The organism is Sphingobium sp. WR1 (genome assembly GCF_059693745.1).
Genome location: NZ_JCATID010000048.1, coordinates 1 through 16,861, shown reverse-complemented (window position 1 = coordinate 16,861; position 16,861 = coordinate 1). Strand labels below are relative to the sequence as shown.

At 64.5% G+C, this 16,861-nt stretch carries 16 protein-coding genes, 5 tRNA genes and 1 pseudogene; 12 read left to right on the top strand and 10 right to left on the bottom strand.

What is annotated here, in order from left to right:
- Positions 1–200 precede the first annotated feature (200 nt).
- The 3 genes and pseudogenes from istB to AC58EF_RS27560 all read right to left on the bottom strand — a co-directional run.
- Positions 201–724, bottom strand: a pseudogene (gene istB, locus AC58EF_RS27570) (IS21-like element helper ATPase IstB); the annotation flags it as partial.
- A gap of 245 nt (positions 725–969) precedes the next feature.
- Positions 970–1,046: transfer RNA gene (locus AC58EF_RS27565), tRNA-Pro, on the bottom strand.
- A 105-nt stretch (positions 1,047–1,151) separates the two neighbouring features.
- A complete protein-coding gene (locus AC58EF_RS27560) occupies positions 1,152–1,430 on the bottom strand; it encodes a JAB domain-containing protein (protein ID WP_497279574.1) in 279 nt (92 codons plus the stop codon).
- Between the two features lie 189 nt (positions 1,431–1,619).
- On the opposite strand from AC58EF_RS27560, the gene thyA reads away from it, so the two are divergent.
- The 4 genes from thyA (at position 1,620) to AC58EF_RS27540 (ending at position 6,419) form a co-directional block, all read left to right on the top strand.
- On the top strand, positions 1,620–2,558 hold the full coding sequence (gene thyA, locus AC58EF_RS27555; protein WP_497279573.1) for a thymidylate synthase: 939 nt from the start codon (positions 1,620–1,622) through the stop codon (positions 2,556–2,558).
- A 120-nt stretch (positions 2,559–2,678) separates the two neighbouring features.
- The gene (locus AC58EF_RS27550) at positions 2,679–3,974 is read left to right on the top strand and encodes a 3-methyl-2-oxobutanoate dehydrogenase (2-methylpropanoyl-transferring) subunit alpha (protein WP_497279570.1); all 1,296 of its coding nucleotides are present in this window, start codon (positions 2,679–2,681) and stop codon (positions 3,972–3,974) included.
- A gap of 38 nt (positions 3,975–4,012) precedes the next feature.
- Positions 4,013–5,017: an alpha-ketoacid dehydrogenase subunit beta gene (locus tag AC58EF_RS27545; RefSeq protein WP_497279572.1), complete on the top strand. Its 1,005-nt coding sequence runs from the start codon at positions 4,013–4,015 to the stop codon at positions 5,015–5,017.
- A 100-nt stretch (positions 5,018–5,117) separates the two neighbouring features.
- Positions 5,118–6,419 carry a dihydrolipoamide acetyltransferase family protein gene (locus tag AC58EF_RS27540; protein ID WP_497279569.1) on the top strand — a complete coding sequence of 434 codons (1,302 nt, stop codon included), beginning with the start codon at positions 5,118–5,120 and terminating at the stop codon, positions 6,417–6,419.
- A 48-nt stretch (positions 6,420–6,467) separates the two neighbouring features.
- Here AC58EF_RS27540 and AC58EF_RS27535 read toward each other — a convergent pair whose 3' ends face one another.
- Positions 6,468–7,211 carry a class I SAM-dependent methyltransferase gene (locus tag AC58EF_RS27535; protein WP_497279568.1) on the bottom strand — a complete coding sequence of 248 codons (744 nt, stop codon included), beginning with the start codon at positions 7,209–7,211 and terminating at the stop codon, positions 6,468–6,470.
- Positions 7,212–7,269: 58 nt separating this feature from the next.
- A complete protein-coding gene (locus AC58EF_RS27530; protein ID WP_497279571.1) occupies positions 7,270–7,722 on the bottom strand; it encodes a hypothetical protein in 453 nt (150 codons plus the stop codon).
- A gap of 206 nt (positions 7,723–7,928) precedes the next feature.
- Here AC58EF_RS27530 and AC58EF_RS27525 point away from each other — a divergent pair, with 206 nt between their 5' ends.
- The 5 genes from AC58EF_RS27525 to AC58EF_RS27505 all read left to right on the top strand — a co-directional run bounded on the left by AC58EF_RS27525 (position 7,929) and on the right by AC58EF_RS27505 (position 9,676).
- Positions 7,929–9,083 carry an AI-2E family transporter gene (locus AC58EF_RS27525; RefSeq protein WP_497279567.1) on the top strand — a complete coding sequence of 385 codons (1,155 nt, stop codon included), beginning with the start codon at positions 7,929–7,931 and terminating at the stop codon, positions 9,081–9,083.
- A gap of 42 nt (positions 9,084–9,125) precedes the next feature.
- A tRNA-Asp gene (locus AC58EF_RS27520) sits at positions 9,126–9,202 on the top strand.
- Positions 9,203–9,283: 81 nt separating this feature from the next.
- Positions 9,284–9,360 (top strand) — tRNA-Asp (locus AC58EF_RS27515).
- Positions 9,361–9,441: 81 nt separating this feature from the next.
- Positions 9,442–9,518: transfer RNA gene (locus tag AC58EF_RS27510), tRNA-Asp, on the top strand.
- A gap of 81 nt (positions 9,519–9,599) precedes the next feature.
- Positions 9,600–9,676: transfer RNA gene (locus AC58EF_RS27505), tRNA-Asp, on the top strand.
- Positions 9,677–9,770: 94 nt separating this feature from the next.
- On the opposite strand, the gene aqpZ is transcribed toward AC58EF_RS27505, so the two are convergent.
- The 5 genes from aqpZ to AC58EF_RS27480 all read right to left on the bottom strand — a co-directional run bounded on the left by aqpZ (position 9,771) and on the right by AC58EF_RS27480 (position 12,298).
- Positions 9,771–10,502: an aquaporin Z gene (gene aqpZ, locus AC58EF_RS27500; protein ID WP_497279566.1), complete on the bottom strand. Its 732-nt coding sequence runs from the start codon at positions 10,500–10,502 to the stop codon at positions 9,771–9,773.
- Positions 10,503–10,751: 249 nt separating this feature from the next.
- Positions 10,752–10,994, bottom strand: coding sequence for a DUF2842 domain-containing protein (locus AC58EF_RS27495; protein ID WP_497279565.1), 243 nt, complete (start codon positions 10,992–10,994; stop codon positions 10,752–10,754).
- Positions 10,991–11,578 (bottom strand): 5-formyltetrahydrofolate cyclo-ligase, encoded by a 588-nt coding sequence (locus tag AC58EF_RS27490; RefSeq protein ID WP_497279564.1) that lies wholly within the window; start codon positions 11,576–11,578, stop codon positions 10,991–10,993. The genes AC58EF_RS27495 and AC58EF_RS27490 overlap by 4 nt, the downstream gene beginning before the upstream one ends.
- A 197-nt stretch (positions 11,579–11,775) precedes the next feature.
- A complete protein-coding gene (locus tag AC58EF_RS27485) occupies positions 11,776–12,111 on the bottom strand; it encodes a cell division protein ZapA (RefSeq protein ID WP_497279563.1) in 336 nt (111 codons plus the stop codon).
- A complete protein-coding gene (locus AC58EF_RS27480) occupies positions 12,104–12,298 on the bottom strand; it encodes a hypothetical protein (RefSeq protein ID WP_497279562.1) in 195 nt (64 codons plus the stop codon). Before AC58EF_RS27480 ends, AC58EF_RS27485 begins: the two co-directional genes overlap by 8 nt.
- 180 nt (positions 12,299–12,478) lie before the next feature.
- Between AC58EF_RS27480 and tkt the strand changes: the two genes are divergently transcribed.
- The 3 genes from tkt (at position 12,479) to AC58EF_RS27465 (ending at position 16,765) form a co-directional block, all read left to right on the top strand.
- Entirely contained in the window at positions 12,479–14,452 is a 1,974-nt protein-coding gene (gene tkt / locus AC58EF_RS27475) for a transketolase (RefSeq protein WP_497279561.1), read from the top strand.
- A 31-nt stretch (positions 14,453–14,483) separates the two neighbouring features.
- A complete protein-coding gene (gene gap, locus AC58EF_RS27470) occupies positions 14,484–15,494 on the top strand; it encodes a type I glyceraldehyde-3-phosphate dehydrogenase (RefSeq protein ID WP_497279560.1) in 1,011 nt (336 codons plus the stop codon).
- Positions 15,495–15,562: 68 nt separating this feature from the next.
- Complete coding sequence (locus tag AC58EF_RS27465; protein ID WP_497279559.1) at positions 15,563–16,765, top strand: phosphoglycerate kinase; 1,203 nt, start codon at positions 15,563–15,565, stop codon at positions 16,763–16,765.
- Positions 16,766–16,861 lie beyond the last annotated feature (96 nt).

The following is a 16,861-nucleotide window of genomic DNA, read 5'->3' as shown; positions in this document are numbered from 1 at the left end:
ATCAACCGTGGCGCATCATGACAATCGGGCGCCGCAAATGGGCACAGGGGTCATGATCAATGCAGGTTGGTATTAGGCCAGCGTGGCGGAGTAAAAGCAGGCCATTGAGAGTGCGCGCTGATATGCAAAGGGCCCCGATCGGGGCCCTTTGCATATTTGGCGTTTTCCGGCGGATCCGGAGGCAGCGTGGGTGGGTGGTTTTACTCCGCCCCGGCGGCGCGGCGGCGGGCGGACTGCTTGAGGCGGTAGCTGTCGCCATTCATGGTGAGGATGCTGACATGGTGGGTGAGCCGATCGAGCAGCGCGCTGGTGAGCCGTTCGGACCCCAGCACCTGTGTCCAGTCCTCGAACGGGAGGTTGGACGTGACGATCGTCGATCCCCGTTCGTAGCGCTGCGAGAAGGTCTCGAACAACAGTTCTGCCCCGGTGGGCGAGAGTGGGACGTAGCCCAGTTCGTCGACGATCAGCAGCTTCACCGCCGCCAGATCGCGCTGCATCTTGAGGAGCCGCTTTTCGTCCCTGGCCTCCATCAACTGGTTCACCAGCGCCGCGGCGGTCGTGAACGCGACGGTGAAGCCTTTCTGGCAGGCCGCAGCCCCAGGGCGAGCGCGACGTGGGTCTTGCCCGTCCCACTGTTGCCCAGCGCGATGATATTTTCCCGTCGCAGGATATATTCGCCCCGCGCCAGTTCCAGCACGAGCATCTTGTTGAGGCTGGGGATGGCGGTGCGACTATATGGACGAGGGCGTCGCGCTGCTGACGCTGGCGCGTAAAGCCCACGGATTATTCGAAGGTTCGAGCGGGCCGGAAAAACGCCGCTTGCTCAATTTCCTACTATCGAACTGCACCTGGAAGCATGGCGAGTTAAGCGCTGATTACCAGCAACCCTTTGCTATGCTTGCAGAAACGATCGATGGAAACGACCCATCTCAAGGGGGCGGCGATGCCGCCAACCCCCAAATTGAGAATTGGTCGGGGAAAGAGGATTCGAACCTCCGGCCCCTGCCTCCCGAAGACAGTGCTCTACCAGGCTGAGCTATTCCCCGACCGATGCCGAAGCCGCTTTGTAGGCGGCCCCGTAAGGCAGGAGTGCGCCTATAGAGAGGGCTTTCGGGGCTGGCAAGCGGTCAATGACGCTTTTTTTGCATAAGCTACAGAAGCCCTGCACGCCGGAAACTGAAACAAGCGGTTCCGGCATGGATGACATGGTCGGCGAGGCGCATGTCCAATGGCCGCAGGCTTCGCGCAAGCGATCGGGTGAGGGCGATATCGGCGGGACGCGGCAGGGCTGTTTCCCCCTGTCGGCGGTGCTGGATCAGGGCGATCCAACTGGCTTCGTCGGCAAGCAGACGCGGGAGGAGGAGGCGCCATTCCCGACTCAGCGGCAGGACGTGGCGCGGTCGCCACTCCCGGTCCAGAATCGCGAGCATCAATCCGGCATACGCACCCATAAGGCGATCCTGCGGGAACGGTCCGCGCGCGAGGAGGGCAGGCCTCTCCATTATGGCGGGAGACGCAGCCCGATCGCTCCATTATGGCGGCAGGATTGGCGCGCCTTCCCGGCTGGGCTACAGCCGGTGCATCCAGACTCGTTACCGCAGGACCCCGCCTTGACTGACATGCCTTCCCCGACCGCGCCCCATTATGAGCAGCAATATCTGGACCTGATGCGGCATATCTGGACCCATGGGGATGAGCGGGTCGACCGCACCGGTGTGGGCACGCGGTCGGTGCTGGGGGCGACGATGCGATTCTCGCTGGCGGACGATGCGGTGCCGCTGCTGACGACCAAGCGCGTCTACTGGAAGGTCGCGGCGCGCGAGATGCTGTGGTTTCTGACTGGCGACACCAACATCCGCGAACTGGTGCGGCAGGGCGTGCATATCTGGACCGATTGGCCGCTCGACGCCTATCGCAGGGCGAGCGGGGAAGAGATTGATCGCGATGCTTTCGAGGCGCGGATCATCGAGGATGCGGATTTCGCCCGGCAATGGGGCGATCTTGGCCCGGTCTATGGCGCGCAATGGGTGAACTGGCCGCTTTATGAGCCGGCGGGCGACGGCCTCTATCGACGGGCGGAGAAGGGGCATAACCAGATCGCCGAACTGGTCGAGGCGATTCGCCGGACGCCGGGGTCGCGCCGCCTGCTCTTTACCGGTTGGAACGTCGCGCAGGTGGCGCAGATGGCGCTGCCGCCTTGTCATATGACCTATCAGTTCCAGGTGGCGGACGGGAAGCTCAACGGCCTGTTGTTCCAGCGCAGCTGCGACCTGGGATTGGGCTTTGCCTTCAATATCTTCGGTCTGTCGATGATCACCCGGATGCTGGCGCAGCAGACCGATCTGGAGCCGGGTGAGGTCGTCTGGCAGGGTGGCGACGTCCACCTCTACCTGAACCATGCCGATCTGGTCGAGGAACAGATGAATCGCATTCCATCCGGCGCGCCAAAATTGCGGATCAACCGGCGGCCTTCGGACATTTTTTCGTATCGGATCGAGGATTTCGAGGTGATCGATTACGCGCCGCAAGCCCATATTTCCGCGCCCGTCGCCGTCTGATCCCGACAGCGACCTGGACAATTGAAAAGGAATATTGGGTCAGGAAGGCTTGCCTTTTGTGGCGTTGAAATATAATATCTGCACGAAGCAATATTATTGCAATGCGTCATAGGAGGCAGGATGAGCGATCCGAACGGATTTGCGGGTATGGAAGGGCAGGCAGGGCGCAATTTGCCGCCGCTGAAACTGCATGTGCCCGAGCCACCCGCGCGGCCCGGCGAGAGCGCGGACTTCACCCATTTCGACATTCCGCCCGCCGGTGCGCAGCCGCGGCCGGATGAGGCGGCGCAACCCGCAGAGATGCGCGACATGGCCTATGGCCTGGTCCGGGTGCTGGATGAGGACGGGCAGGCGGTCGGCCCGTGGAACCCCAAGCAGCCGCCGGAGACGCTGCTGAAGATGCTGCGCTACATGGCGCTGACGCGCGCTTTCGACGGGCGCATGTTCCGGGCGCAGCGGCAGGGCAAGACCAGCTTCTACATGAAGTCGACCGGAGAGGAGGCGGTGTCGATCGGCGCCGCATTGGCCCTTTCCAGGGACGATATGTGCTTCCCCAGCTATCGCCAGCAGGGGATATTGATCGCCCGCGACTGGTCCATCATCGACATGATGAACCAGATTTATTCGAACAAGGGCGACCGGCTGAAGGGCCGCCAGTTGCCGATCATGTATTCGGCGCGGGAAGCGGGCTTCTTCTCCATCTCGGGCAACCTCACCACCCAATATCCGCAGGCGGTGGGCTGGGCCATGGCGAGCGCGGCCAAGGGCGACACGCGCATCGCCGCGACCTGGTGCGGCGAGGGATCGACGGCGGAGGGCGATTTCCACTCCGCCTGCACCTTCGCCAGCGTCTATCGCGCGCCCGTTATCATGAATGTGGTGAATAATCAGTGGGCTATTAGTAGCTTTTCAGGTTTCGCGGGAGCGGAGGCGACCACCTTTGCCGCACGCGCCGTGGGCTATGGCATTGCCGGTCTGCGGGTGGATGGCAATGACATCCTTGCCGTCTATGCCGCGACCCGCTGGGCGGCCGACCGGGCGCGGGCCAATGCCGGGCCGACGCTGATCGAGCATTTCACCTATCGGGTCGAAGGCCACAGCACGTCCGACGACCCCAGCGCCTATCGCTCCGCCGAGGAAGGCGGCAAATGGCCGCTGGGCGATCCGATCGTGCGGTTGAAGCAGCATTGCATCGCGCTGGGCATCTGGGACGAGGAACGCCACGCGGCGATGGACCAGGAGCTGGCCGAAATGGTCCGCGACGCTGCGCGCGTGGCGGAAAAGAACGGCATATTGGGCCATGGTCTGCATCATCCGATGGAATCCATGTTCGAGGATGTGTTCGAGGAGATGCCCTGGCACCTCAGGGAACAGCAGCAGCAGATGCTGGACGAATGGAAGGCGGCGGGGCTGTGAGCGAGACGCTGACGCAAGCGCGCGATGACGTCGCGCAGATGAACATGATCCAGGCGATCAACAGCGCACTGGACGTGATGATGGAACGCGACCCGGACGTGGTCGTGATGGGCGAGGATGTCGGCTATTTCGGCGGCGTGTTCCGCGCGACGGCGGGCCTCCAGCAGAAATATGGCAAGAACCGGGTGTTCGACACGCCGATCACCGAATGCGGGATCATCGGCGTCGCCGTCGGCATGGGCGCCTATGGCTTGCGGCCGGTGCCGGAAATCCAGTTCGCCGACTATATCTACCCCGCGCTCGACCAGCTGGTGAGCGAGGCGGCGCGACTGCGCTATCGGTCGGCGGGCGAGTTCGTCGCGCCGATGACGGTGCGGTCGCCCTTTGGTGGCGGCATCTTCGGCGGCCAGACGCACAGCCAGTCGCCCGAAGGCATCTTCACCCATGTATCGGGGGTCAAGACGGTGATCCCGTCGACGCCCTATGACGCCAAGGGGCTGCTGATCGCCGCGATCGAGGATAATGACCCCGTCATCTTCTTCGAGCCCAAGCGCATCTATAATGGCCCGTTCGACGGCCATTATGATACGCCGGCCAAGAGTTGGGCGGGGCATGAGGCGGCGCAGGTGCCGACCGGCCACTATCGCATCCCGCTGGGCAAGGCGCGGATCGCGCGGGCGGGCGAGGCGCTGACCATCCTGTGCTACGGCACGATGGTCCATGTGGTGGAAAATACTGTCACCGCGCTGGGCATCGACGCGGAGATTGTCGACTTGCGCAGCCTGGTGCCGCTCGACATCGAGACGATCGAGGCGTCGGTGAAGAAGACCGGCCGCTGCCTGATCGTGCACGAGGCGACGCGGACCAGCGGCTTCGGCGCGGAACTGCTGTCGCTCGTGCAGGAACGCTGCTTCTACCATCTCGAAGCGCCGATCGAGCGCTGCACCGGCTTCGACACGCCCTATCCGCACAGTCTGGAATGGGCCTATTTCCCCGGTCCGGTGCGCATTCGCGAAGCGATCAACAAGATCATGAGGGACTGATCGTCCCCACTTCCGTTCGGTTCGAGCGAAGTCGAGAAACGGAAGCGAAGTTGTCAAATAGCGTGTCTCGACTTCGCTCGACACGAATGGAGCTACGAAAATGGCCCTTTTCACGTTCAAGCTGCCGGACATCGGCGAAGGCATTTCAGAGGCCGAGATCGTCGGCTGGCATGTCAAGGTCGGCGACCGGGTGGAGGAGGACCAGCCGATCGCGGACATGATGACCGATAAGGCGACGGTCGAGATGGAAAGCCCGGTCGCGGGCAAGGTGGTGCGGCTGGCGGGCGAACCGGGCGACCAGGTGCCGATCGGGGCGATGCTGGTGGAGATAGAGGTGGAGGGGGACGTTGCCGCTCCGCCGACCGCCGAAGCCCCGCCGCCGGGTGAAGCGGCGATCGAGGCTGTGACACCCACCCCCGTTCGCCCTGAGCCTGTCGAAGGGCCTGGCCGAACCGAAGGTGAGGCAGCGTCGTCTGGGGCGCAGCAAAGGGCTTCGACGCCGCTCGACCCGAACGAGAATGAGGCCGCGAACGGGCAGGCCGAACCCATTCTTGCGTCGCCCGCCGTGCGCGCCCGCGCCCAGGAACTGGGGGTCCATCTTGCCCAGGTGAAGCCTAGCGGCGACCGCATCCGCCATGCCGATCTCGACGCTTATCTGCTTTACGGTTCCGGCCAGGGCTATCGCCCCGCCGGACGTTCGGCGAAGCGCGCGGACGAGGCCGTCAAGGTCATCGGGATGCGCCGGCGCATCGCCGAGAATATGGCCGCGTCCAAGCGTCATATCCCGCACTTCACCTATGTCGAGGAGATCGACGTCACCGCGTTGGAGGCGCTGCGCGAGCAGCTCAACGCCGGGCGCGGGGATCGCCCGAAGCTCACCATGCTGCCGCTGCTGATCGTCGCCCTCTGTAAGGCCCTGCCCGACTATCCGATGCTCAACGCCCGTTATGATGATGAGGCGGGCGTGGTGACGCGCCATGGGTCGGTGCATCTGGGCATGGCGACGCAGACCGATGCAGGGCTGATGGTGCCGGTGATCCGTGATGCGCAGGACCGTAATGTCTGGCAATTGGCGAGCGAGATCCGCCGCCTGGCCGACGCAGCGCGCACCGGCAAGGCGAAGTCGGAGGAACTGTCCGGCTCGACGCTCACGCTCACCTCGCTGGGGCCTTTGGGCGGCATCGCAACCACGCCGGTCATCAACCGGCCGGAAGTGGCGATCGTCGGTCCCAACCGCGTGATCGAGCGACCCGTCTTCCGGGGCAAGGAGATTGTCGCGGCGAAGCTCATGAACCTGTCGATCAGCTGCGATCATCGTGTGGTCGACGGCTGGGATGCTGCCAGTTTCGTCCAGGCGGTCAGGAAATTGCTGGAGGCGCCGGCCTTCCTGTTCGTGGATTGATAGCCAAGAGAACGGGGAGGGGTTTGCAGCCTTTCCCCGTCCTGCTTGTCATTTCGTCATGACGACGATGGCGCTGAGGCCGGGATCGGGATCGAAGACCATCTTGAGGACGCGCTTGGCCATGTTCCAGCGGCGTTTGCTCAGCAGGCGCTTGGGATAGGTGCGTCGCCGGTAGTAAATGTCGTGGAGATAATGGGGAATTGGCAGAACGCGAAAGTCCGTGAAGCCGACTTCCTCCCCGCGCTGCATGATCAGGCGCGGCGGCATGTCCCGTTCGGTGACGCCGTAGAGGCGCATCGCCTCGATCGATTCCGGGGCGGCGGCATGACCTTCGCCCGGCTCATGAGTGATGAGCAGGCCGCCCGGCTTGAGCGCCCGATAGGCGGAACGGATCGCCAGCAACTCGTCCTCCGCATGATGCAGCGAATCGAAGAAGATCGCCGCGTCGAAGCTGCCGTCCATATTGAGCGATTCGAAATCGCTGCACAGGAAGGACAGGCGATCGGACAGTCCGTGCCGCTCGCAATTCTGCCGTGCGACCTCGATCATGTCCGGCGCGATATCCTGCCCTACCACCTCATAGCCGCGTTTGGCGAAAAAGACGCTGGTCCAGCCGCCGCCGCAGCCCAGGTCCAGAATCCGGGCAGGAGGCGGCGGCAGCAAGGTCATGATAAAGCCGATCGAGGCCAGCGCGATGCCGCATCCGACGTCCGAAAAGGGCTTCTCCAGCGAATGTTCACGGCCGATGTCGCCCAGATTGGCAAGGTAGGTCAGTTCGCCGGCTTTGGGCATGGCATGTCTCCGTACTGCAACGCTCGTGTAGGGAGGCCAAAGGGGGAACTCAAGCGCCCTATCGACGGAGAATGGCGCGATAGCTGATCCGTCCCGACTGGCCCGCCGCCGCATCGGGCAAGGTCCAGCGGACATGGGTGATGTCGGCTGCGATCGCGCGACGTGTCCCGCCCAGCGGCGTGGGCAGCCATAGCTGATCCAGTCGGCCCCAATGGATACCCCCGTCGACCGAAAGCTGCATCGCCGGATCGCTGAGGTCCAGTTCCTGACCACGCGGCAACGGGCGGATGACGGCCGCGTCGCGCAGCGGCGTGCTGCCCTGGTTGCGCCAGTGGAGCAGGATGACGAGCTGGTCGCCGGGCATGGGCCGATTTGCGCTGGCCAGCAGGCGGCGCGGGCGGCCGTTGAGGTCGGTCGTGATCCGCTCGACGAACATCTGCGCGTCGAGCCGCAACGGCTGCTGCGCCGTCGCCGACATGGGCGCCGATGCGGCCGCGCTCAACCAGGCCATCGCGCCCAGCCATGCCCCTGTCCGTGCCTTCATTGCCCGCCCCGTTTCATTTTCCAGCCTGTGGCATAGCGGGGGATAGCGAACAATTGGTTAAGCCACTGTTTTCCCTAAGAGCGATCGCCAAAGCTGTGACGACTATTGTAAATTGACGCCGTTCAACGCCCGGCGCACATCGGAAGACATTGAACGGGCGAAGAGAATCGGGCGTGACACCGGCGGAACAGCAGGAAATTAATCGGCGGCGCGACCGCCTGCTCGCCTCGATCGCGCTGACATCGGGTATCGGGCTGATCCTCGCGCTGCCCTTCGCCTTGCGCGCGGGGGCGGAATTCTTCCTGCCGCTGACCGCAGCGCTGGTGATCGCGATCGCGCTGGTGCCGCTGCTCGAATGGATGGAGCGGCGCGGAATGCCCTCCGGGCTGGCAGCGTTGATTGCGGTGGTCGGCTTTCTGCTGGTCGCCAATACCGCGCTGGTGCTGATCGTCGTCCCCGCGACCGACTGGTTCCGCATCCTGCCCCAGCGCCTGCCGCAGATTCAAACGAATCTCGCGCCGCTGATCGACTTCTATGCCAATCTCCAGCGCTTCGTCGACGAAACCGTGCAGATGCTGGCGACCGGGCCGGTCGCGGCGGCGCAAACGGCCGCGGTGGAGGCGCCGCGGTCCTTGCTGCAATTGGCGGCGACGTCCGCGCCTTCGGCGATCATCCAGATGGTGTTCGCGCTGCTCATCATCTATTTCTTCCTTGCCGGCTGGACCAAGCTGCGCCGCCGCACGATCAACAGCCGGGGCAGCTTCGACGGCGCGATGGCGGTTGCGCGGGTGATCCAGAATGTGGTCGACGCGACATCCGCCTATGTCATCACCATCGCCACGATCAACCTGTGCCTGGGGCTGGCCGTCGCTGTCGCCCTCTGGCTGATCGGCATGCCTTCGCCCCTGATGTGGGGCGGGATCGTCGCGCTGCTCAACTTCATCCCCTATTTCGGACCGATGCTGGCGGCCGTGCTGCTGGGACTGGGCGGCCTGATGGTGTTCGACGACGTCTATGTAGCGCTGCTGCCCGCCGCGTTGCAGGTCGGTTTCCATCTGGTGGAGGCCAATGTCATTACGCCCATGCTGCTCGGCCGGCGGCTGACGATGAACCCGCTGCTGATTCTCGTGTCCCTGACCTTCTGGGGATGGGTATGGGGCACGCCGGGCGCGCTGTTGGGCGTGCCCCTGCTGATCATCATCCAGACTGTCGTATCGGCGGCGGGAACGCCGGATATTGCGGGTTTCCTGTTCGAACAGGGGACGCTCACCGTCTCGCGCCGCAAAGAAAATGATGAGAAAGAGGAAACTGATGTTACGGACGGTTGACAGCATCGGCGGACGCTCATAGACGGCGCTTCCACACCAAACGCGGGTGTAGCTCAGTTGGTTAGAGTGCCGGCCTGTCACGCCGGAGGTCGCGGGTTCGAGCCCCGTCACTCGCGCCACTTTCCTTGACCGGAAGGTGGAAAGGTGTTGAAGATTTGCATCGTCTGGGGACCATCGGGTTCCGAAAGATGCCACCCTGCGCGGGTGTAGCTCAGTTGGTTAGAGTGCCGGCCTGTCACGCCGGAGGTCGCGGGTTCGAGCCCCGTCACTCGCGCCACTTTCCTTGACCGGAAGGTGGAAAGGTGTTGAAGATTTGCATCGTCTGGGGACCATCGGGTTCCGAAAGATGCCACCCTGCGCGGGTGTAGCTCAGTTGGTTAGAGTGCCGGCCTGTCACGCCGGAGGTCGCGGGTTCGAGCCCCGTCACTCGCGCCACTTTCCTTGACCGGAAGGTGGAAAGGTGTTGAAGATTTGCATCGTCTGGGGACCATCGGGTTCCGAAAGATGCCACCCTGCGCGGGTGTAGCTCAGTTGGTTAGAGTGCCGGCCTGTCACGCCGGAGGTCGCGGGTTCGAGCCCCGTCACTCGCGCCACCTTCCCTGACCGGAAGGTGATTTTTCTTCGATTTTCAGTCGCTGCCGGCCATTGGGCCAGCGTCCCGCGGGGACGCCGGCCCTTTCCATGCGCTTATAGCGCGTCGCCGGTCACGGCAGGCGGCAGGGGTTCGGTGGCGAGCCAGCGATAGACGCCGCCCGCGGCCAGCGCGCCGGCGATCGGGGCAATCCAGAACAGCCAGAGCTGCTGCATCGCCAGTCCGCCGACCAGCAGCGCCGGTCCCGTGCTGCGCGCCGGATTGACCGACGTGTTTGTCACCGGGATGCTGATCAGGTGGATGAGCGTCAGCGCGAGGCCGATCGCGATCGGGGCGAAGCCCGCCGGCGCCCGGCTGTCGGTCGCGCCGAGGATCACCGACAGGAAGCCGAAGGTCAGCACCAGTTCGATGACCAGCCCCGATGCCAGCGTGTAACCGCCGGGCGACTGCACGCCATAGCCGTTCACCGCCAAGCCATTGTCCGTCAGCGCGAAATCCGGCTGGCCGCTAGCGATGAACAGCAGCAGTGCGGCCGCCACGACGGCGCCCACGACCTGCGCGACGATATAGGGTGCGATGTCGCGGACTGGAAAGCGTCCGCCCGCCCACAGGCCGATCGTGACCGCCGGATTGAGATGACAGCCGGAAATATGGCCGATCGAATAGGCCATGGTCAGCACCGTCAGCCCGAAGGCCAGGCTGACGCCCAGCAGGCCGATGCCCACGTCCGGGAAGGCGGCGGCCAGCACCGCGCTGCCGCAACCGCCGAAAACCAGCCAGAATGTCCCCATTGCTTCAGCGAAAAGTCTTTTACCCAATCCAACCATCACCGTCTCCTGTGCCAGTGGGTCCGTGCCACCAACGACGTCGATGTGTGAAGCGGGGTGGCGCCGCTCGATAGGGAAAAGGGAAAGCGCGGACGGGAAAGGCGCGCGCCGGGCGCATGAGGAACAGCGATGGCACGATCGTCATGGCGTCGCACTCCGTCCGGCAGCGCGGATGCCCGCGCACAGGCGGGGCGTTCCGTTACGCTATCTCAACGGGTTGATAGTGATTCGCGAAGGACTTGTCACGGGTTAACCGCGCCGCCAGCGTCCCGTCTCCATCCAGACGAGCAGGCGCCGGAGCGGCAATATCCAGATCCAGACGATCCCCAGCACGACATAGACCGGGACCTGCACCCACATCGGCAGCGCGCCGATCGGGCCGGAGAGGCTGGCGACCAGCACGGCCCAGAGCAGGATCAGTCCGATGATGCTCAGCATCCCCACCGGCTTGCGCCAACTGGGCTGATGATAATGGCGCGGGTCGATGCTCATAGTTCCGGCCCCTCGATCAGTTCGACTTCGGTCAGGATGGCGTGCAGCGGCAAATCCCAGGGGTCGGCCGGCAGTTGGTCAAATTCCTGCGCCGACCAGGCGATGCCGATGCGCAGCGCGTCGGGAAAGCGGGCGAAAGCGCGGTCATAATAGCCGCCGCCCTGGCCCAGGCGGGTCATGGCGCGATCGAACCCGACCAGCGGCGCAATGATGGCGTCGGGCGCGACGGGGGCGCTCTTGGGTTCGGGATGGCTGGTGCGGAACGGGCCGGGGACAAGCTGGTCCTCGGGCCGCCATGCCAGAAAGTCCATGCCGCCGATGCGATCGATCACGCGCGGGAGTGCGATGCTCTTGCCCATGGCCTGCAGTTGCGCTGCAAGCCGCTGGGCAGGCGCCTCGTCATCCAGCCCCATATAGAGCGCGACGATCTGCGCTTTGGCCAGATGGCGGGCAAGCGGAGAGGGAAGAACCTTGAACGCGAGCCGGTGCGCCAGCGGATCGAGCGTGGCGACGAAACCGCGCCGCCGCTGCCGGGCGATGGCGCGCAATGTCGTCTTGTCGGCGGCAGGCGAATCGTCGCTCATCATGAGCCTTTTCAAGCGGCTGGAAGGGTGACGGGACCGCCTCGGTCGTTTGCTGGAAAATCCACTGACGCCTCAACGTCAGGTGGGAACCATATAGATCGGGCCAGAGCCCGCCCAGGGACAGCCCCCGTGGATGTGATTATCGCCTCAGGGATGTTCGCTAAAGCTCGTGCCGCGCAGTGCCCGTCACTGCCAATCTAGGCGCTTGCTGCGGGTGCGGCAAGCCCGTCGCGCAGCTTTTCTATCCGCGCGGCGAGCGCCTCGACCGCGCGGGCGGCCGCTTCGTCGTCGGCCTCCAGCGCCAGCGCCTCCTGCCGGCCCGCCATTTCGCGCCGCAGGTCGTTGAGTTCGTCCGCCAGAAACAGCGCGGCGAACAGCAGCGTGCGCACTTCCGTTAGGCCCGGCGTGGAGCGCTGCGCCATGCGGGCTTTCTCTTCGATCATCTTGGCCAGACGGGCGAGATGCTGTTCCTCCCCGTCGCGCACGACGACATCATAATGCCGTCCGGCGATATGGAGCGTCGTGTCAGCCATGAGTCCGTCCCCTGATATCCTCGATCAGCTCGTCGAGCGACCGCAGCGCCGCATGGGCTGCGGGCACGTCTATGCCGGGTGTGGACGGGGAATGCGCGGCCGCGACAATGTCGGCCACTTCCTGTTCGAGCCGGCTCACAGCACGCTCCAGCGTGCCGATCGCCTGCATCATGCGCTCGCTAGCCATGACTCACCCATAGCGAAAGCCGTGCGCACGTGGAAGCCGGGAAAGGGCGGTTCGACGCGGCTTTGCCCCCTGCGATGGTTGACGCATGGGGCTTGACGCGACAAAGGAGGCGCCAACTCGACTCGCCCGCAAGCGTGCGGGCCGTCATCTATGCCTGTTCAGGAAAGACGCCCGCCCAGTATGACCGTTTCCGAAAAGTCGCTCGCCAACGCCATCCGGGCGCTATCCATGGACGCCGTGCAGGCCGCCAACAGCGGCCATCCGGGTATGCCGATGGGCATGGCGGACGTGGCGACGGTCCTGTTCGGAGACTATCTGAAGTTCGATCCGACCCAGCCCAAATGGGCCGATCGCGACCGTTTCGTGCTGTCGGCCGGTCATGGTTCGATGCTGATCTATGCGCTGCTGCACCTGACCGGCTATGCCAAGCCGACGATCGAGGACATCGCCAACTTCCGCCAGTTGCACAGCCCCTGCGCCGGCCACCCGGAGAATTTCGAACTGGCGGGCGTTGAGGCGACCACCGGTCCCCTCGGTTCGGGTCTGGCCACCGCGGTCGGTATGGCGATTGCCGAGCGTCACCTGAACGCGCAGTTCGGCGACGATCTGGTCGACCACCGCACCTGGGTGATCGCGGGCGACGGCTGCCTGATGGAAGGCATCAACCATGAAGCGATCGGCCTGGCCGGGCACCTGAATCTCGGCCGCCTGATCGTGCTGTGGGACGACAACAAGATCACCATCGACGGCGCGGTCGATCTGTCGAGCAGCGAGGATGTGCTGGCCCGCTATGCCGCGACCGGCTGGCATGTCGTGTCGTGCGACGGCCATGACGTCGCCGACGTGCGCCGCGCGCTGGACGAGGCGGTTGCCGATCCGCGTCCCTCGATCGTCGCCTGCGCCACCAAGATCGGCTATGGCGCGCCGAACAAGGTGGGCACCTCGGGCGTCCACGGCTCCGCGCTGGGCGAGGCGGAAGTCGCCGCCGCGCGCGAATTTCTCGGCTGGACGGCCGAACCCTTCGTCATCCCGGCCGACATTGCCGATGCGTGGAAGGCGATCGGCGCCAAGGGCGCCGATGTTCGCGCTGCTTGGGAAAATCGTCTTGTAAGCAACGAAAAGAGCGCGGAATTTTCTCGCCGCATGGCCGGTGAATTGCCTGCCGACTTCTCGCTCGACGCCTATATCGACAGTCTGATCGCCAATCCGCAGAAGGTCGCGACCCGCAAGGCCAGCGAGCTGGCGCTGGGCGCGATCAATGACCTGCTGCCCGAGACGCTGGGCGGCTCGGCCGACCTCACCGGCTCCAACAACACCAAGACCAAGTCGACCTGCCCGTTGACCAGGGACGATTATGCGGGCCGCTATGTCTATTATGGCATTCGCGAATTCGGCATGGCCTGCGCGATGAACGGCATGGCGCTGCATGGCGGCGTGATCCCCTATGGCGGCACTTTCCTGGTCTTTTCCGACTATATGCGCGGCGGCATCCGGCTTGCCGCGCTCCAGCAGCAGCGCGTTATCCATGTCCTGACCCATGACAGCATCGGCCTCGGCGAAGACGGCCCGACCCACCAGCCGATCGAGCATGTCATGTCTCTGCGCATGATCCCGAATCTTGACGTCTATCGCCCGGCCGACATCGTCGAGACTGCGGAATGCTGGGAACTGGCGCTCAAGGACGCGACCGGCCCGTCGGTGCTGGCGCTGACCCGCCAGAATCTGCCGCAACTGCGCACGGAAAAGGCGGGTGAGAATCTGTCGGCCAGGGGCGCCTATCGCCTGGTGGCCGCAACGGCCGAGCGCCATGTGGTGCTGATCGCCACCGGTTCCGAGGTCGAGATTGCCGTCGCCACCGCCAAGGCGCTGGAAGAACAGGGCATCGGCGCCGACGTCGTGTCCATGCCCAGCTTCGCGCATTTCGAGGCGCAGCCGCAGTCCTACAAGGACGATCTGCTGCCGCATCATGTGCTGCGCGTGTCGATCGAGGCGGGCACGACCTTCGGCTGGGAGCGCTATACTGGCATCGCCGGTCTGCGCTTCGGCATCGACAGCTTCGGCGCGTCGGCCCCGGCGGAAGCGCTCTACGACCATTTCGGCCTGACCGCCGCCAAGATCGCGCCGCAGGTTGCGGCCGCTCTCAACAGTAACTGAACCGACAACCACATCCCAGGAGGCTAGTGCAGTGGCAACGAAAGTAGCAATTAACGGTTTCGGACGCATCGGCCGGCTGGTGGCGCGCGCAATCCTGTCGCGCACGGACCATGATCTGGAACTGGTCAGCATCAACGATCTGGGCGATGCGCAGGCCAATGCCCTGTTGTTCAAGCGGGACTCGGTCCATGGCAACTGGGCCGGCAACGTCGGCGTCGACGGCGATTTCCTGGTCGTCGACGGCAAGAAGATCAAGGTGACGGCGGAGCGCGATCCCGCCAACCTGCCGCACGCCGAACTGGGCGTCGAAATCGCGCTGGAATGCACCGGCATCTTCACCACCAAGGACAAGGCCAGCGCCCACCTGACCGCCGGCGCCAAGCGCGTCGTCATCTCGGCTCCGGGCACCAATGTCGACAAGACTGTCGTGTTCGGTGTCAACCATGACACGCTGACCGCCGATGACGTGGTGATCTCCAACGCGAGCTGCACCACCAACTGCCTCGCCCCGCTGGCGAAGGTGCTGCATGACGCGATCGGCATCGAGCGCGGCTTCATGACCACGATCCACAGCTACACCAACGACCAGAATACGCTGGACCAGATCCACAAGGATATGCGCCGCGCCCGCGCCGCCGCCCTGTCGATGATCCCGACCACCACCGGCGCCGCCCGCGCCGTGGGCGAGGTTCTGCCCGCGCTCAAGGGCAAGCTGGACGGATCGTCGGTCCGCGTGCCGACCCCGAACGTCTCGGTCGTCGACCTGAAGTTCATCCCCAGCCGCGACACAACGGTCGAGGAAGTCAACGGCCTGCTGAAGGCCGCGTCGGAATCCGGCCCGCTCAAGAGCGTGCTCGGTTATTCGGACGAGCCGCTGGTGTCGATCGACTATAATGGCGACGCGCGCAGCTCGACCGTCGACAGCCTGGAAACGGCTGTCATCGAAGGCAAGCTGGTCCGCGTGCTCAGCTGGTACGACAATGAATGGGGCTTCTCGAACCGCATGATCGACACCACCGGTGTCGTGGCGAAGTTCCTCTAAACCTTCCCGACCCCGCCGGACCGATCCGGCGGGGTTTTTCTGCTGATATTCAAAATTTAGGAGCGACCATGGCCAAGCCGTTCAAGACACTCGACGACATGGGCGACATCACCGGCAAGGTGGTGCTGGTGCGCGAGGATCTGAACGTGCCGATGCAGGACGGTTCGGTCAGCGACGACACCCGCCTGCGCGCAGCGATGCCGACCGTGCTGGAACTGGCCGATCGTGGTGCCAAGGTGCTGATCCTGGCTCATTTCGGTCGCCCCAAGGGACAGAAGAACCCGGAATATTCGCTGTCGAAGATCACGCGCCCGCTGACCCAGGTGCTGGGCCGCGAAGTCCAGTTCATCCCGGATTGTCAGGGCGAAGCCGCGGTCGACGGCATCAAGGTGATGCGTCCCGGAGACATCGCGATCCTGGAAAATACGCGCTTCCATGCCGGCGAGGAAAAGAACGACCCGGCGCTGGTCGAGGCGATGGCGGCGATCGGCGACCTCTATGTCAACGACGCCTTCTCCGCCGCGCACCGTGCCCATGCCTCGACCGAAGGTCTGGCGCACAAGCTGCCCGCCTTTGCCGGCCGTTCGATGGAAAAGGAACTGGACGCGCTGCAAGCGGCGCTCGGCGAGCCGGTGAAGCCGGTCGCGGCGGTTGTGGGCGGCGCCAAGGTGTCGACCAAGCTCGACGTGCTCAACAATCTGGTGGCCAAGGTCGATCATCTGATCATCGGCGGCGGCATGGCCAACACCTTCCTCCATGCCCGCGGCGTCGATGTCGGCAAGTCGCTGTGCGAAAAGGATCTGGCGTCGACGGCGGAGGCGATCTTCGACAAGGCCGACGCCGCCGGCTGCACCATCCATCTGCCCTATGACGTGGTGGTGGCGAAGGAATTTGCGGCCAATCCGCCCTCTGTCCGCACCTGCAATGTGCATGAGGTGGCCGAGGACGAGATGATCCTGGACGTTGGCCCCGCCGCGGTCGAGGCATTGGGCGACGCGCTCAAAAATTGCCGCACCCTGGTGTGGAACGGCCCGCTTGGCGCGTTCGAGATGGCTCCTTTCGACGCGGCGACCGTGGCGCTGGCCAAGACGGCGGCGGCGCTGACCAAGGAAGGGCAGCTGACTTCCGTAGCGGGCGGCGGCGATACGGTCGCGGCGCTCAACCATGCGGGCGTAGCTGCCGATTTCAGCTTCGTTTCGACTGCCGGCGGCGCCTTCCTCGAATGGATGGAAGGCAAGGAACTGCCCGGCGTGAAGGCGCTGGTCGGTTAAGTCTTCAACCAGAGCGGGCTAGAGGGCATAGCGTGGAAGGTACGCCAGACAACGCTAAGGGCGAACAATCAGCGAACGCCTAGGCGACGCGGCTAT

Excerpts from the sequence above, each read along its gene's own strand:
- AC58EF_RS27560 (WP_497279574.1), bottom strand. The coding sequence starts at position 1,430 with ATGCTCGCGATTCTGGACCGGGAGTGGCGACCGCGCCACGTCCTGCCG.
- thyA (WP_497279573.1), top strand. The coding sequence starts at position 1,620 with ATGCCTTCCCCGACCGCGCCCCATTATGAGCAGCAATATCTGGACCTG.
- AC58EF_RS27550 (WP_497279570.1), top strand. The coding sequence starts at position 2,679 with ATGAGCGATCCGAACGGATTTGCGGGTATGGAAGGGCAGGCAGGGCGC.
- AC58EF_RS27545 (WP_497279572.1), top strand. The coding sequence starts at position 4,013 with ATGAACATGATCCAGGCGATCAACAGCGCACTGGACGTGATGATGGAA.
- AC58EF_RS27540 (WP_497279569.1), top strand. The coding sequence starts at position 5,118 with ATGGCCCTTTTCACGTTCAAGCTGCCGGACATCGGCGAAGGCATTTCA.
- AC58EF_RS27535 (WP_497279568.1), bottom strand. The coding sequence starts at position 7,211 with ATGCCCAAAGCCGGCGAACTGACCTACCTTGCCAATCTGGGCGACATC.
- AC58EF_RS27530 (WP_497279571.1), bottom strand. The coding sequence starts at position 7,722 with ATGGCCTGGTTGAGCGCGGCCGCATCGGCGCCCATGTCGGCGACGGCG.
- aqpZ (WP_497279566.1), bottom strand. The coding sequence starts at position 10,502 with ATGGTTGGATTGGGTAAAAGACTTTTCGCTGAAGCAATGGGGACATTC.
- AC58EF_RS27495 (WP_497279565.1), bottom strand. The coding sequence starts at position 10,994 with ATGAGCATCGACCCGCGCCATTATCATCAGCCCAGTTGGCGCAAGCCG.
- AC58EF_RS27490 (WP_497279564.1), bottom strand. The coding sequence starts at position 11,578 with ATGAGCGACGATTCGCCTGCCGCCGACAAGACGACATTGCGCGCCATC.
- AC58EF_RS27485 (WP_497279563.1), bottom strand. The coding sequence starts at position 12,111 with ATGGCTGACACGACGCTCCATATCGCCGGACGGCATTATGATGTCGTC.
- AC58EF_RS27480 (WP_497279562.1), bottom strand. The coding sequence starts at position 12,298 with ATGGCTAGCGAGCGCATGATGCAGGCGATCGGCACGCTGGAGCGTGCT.
- tkt (WP_497279561.1), top strand. The coding sequence starts at position 12,479 with ATGACCGTTTCCGAAAAGTCGCTCGCCAACGCCATCCGGGCGCTATCC.
- AC58EF_RS27465 (WP_497279559.1), top strand. The coding sequence starts at position 15,563 with ATGGCCAAGCCGTTCAAGACACTCGACGACATGGGCGACATCACCGGC.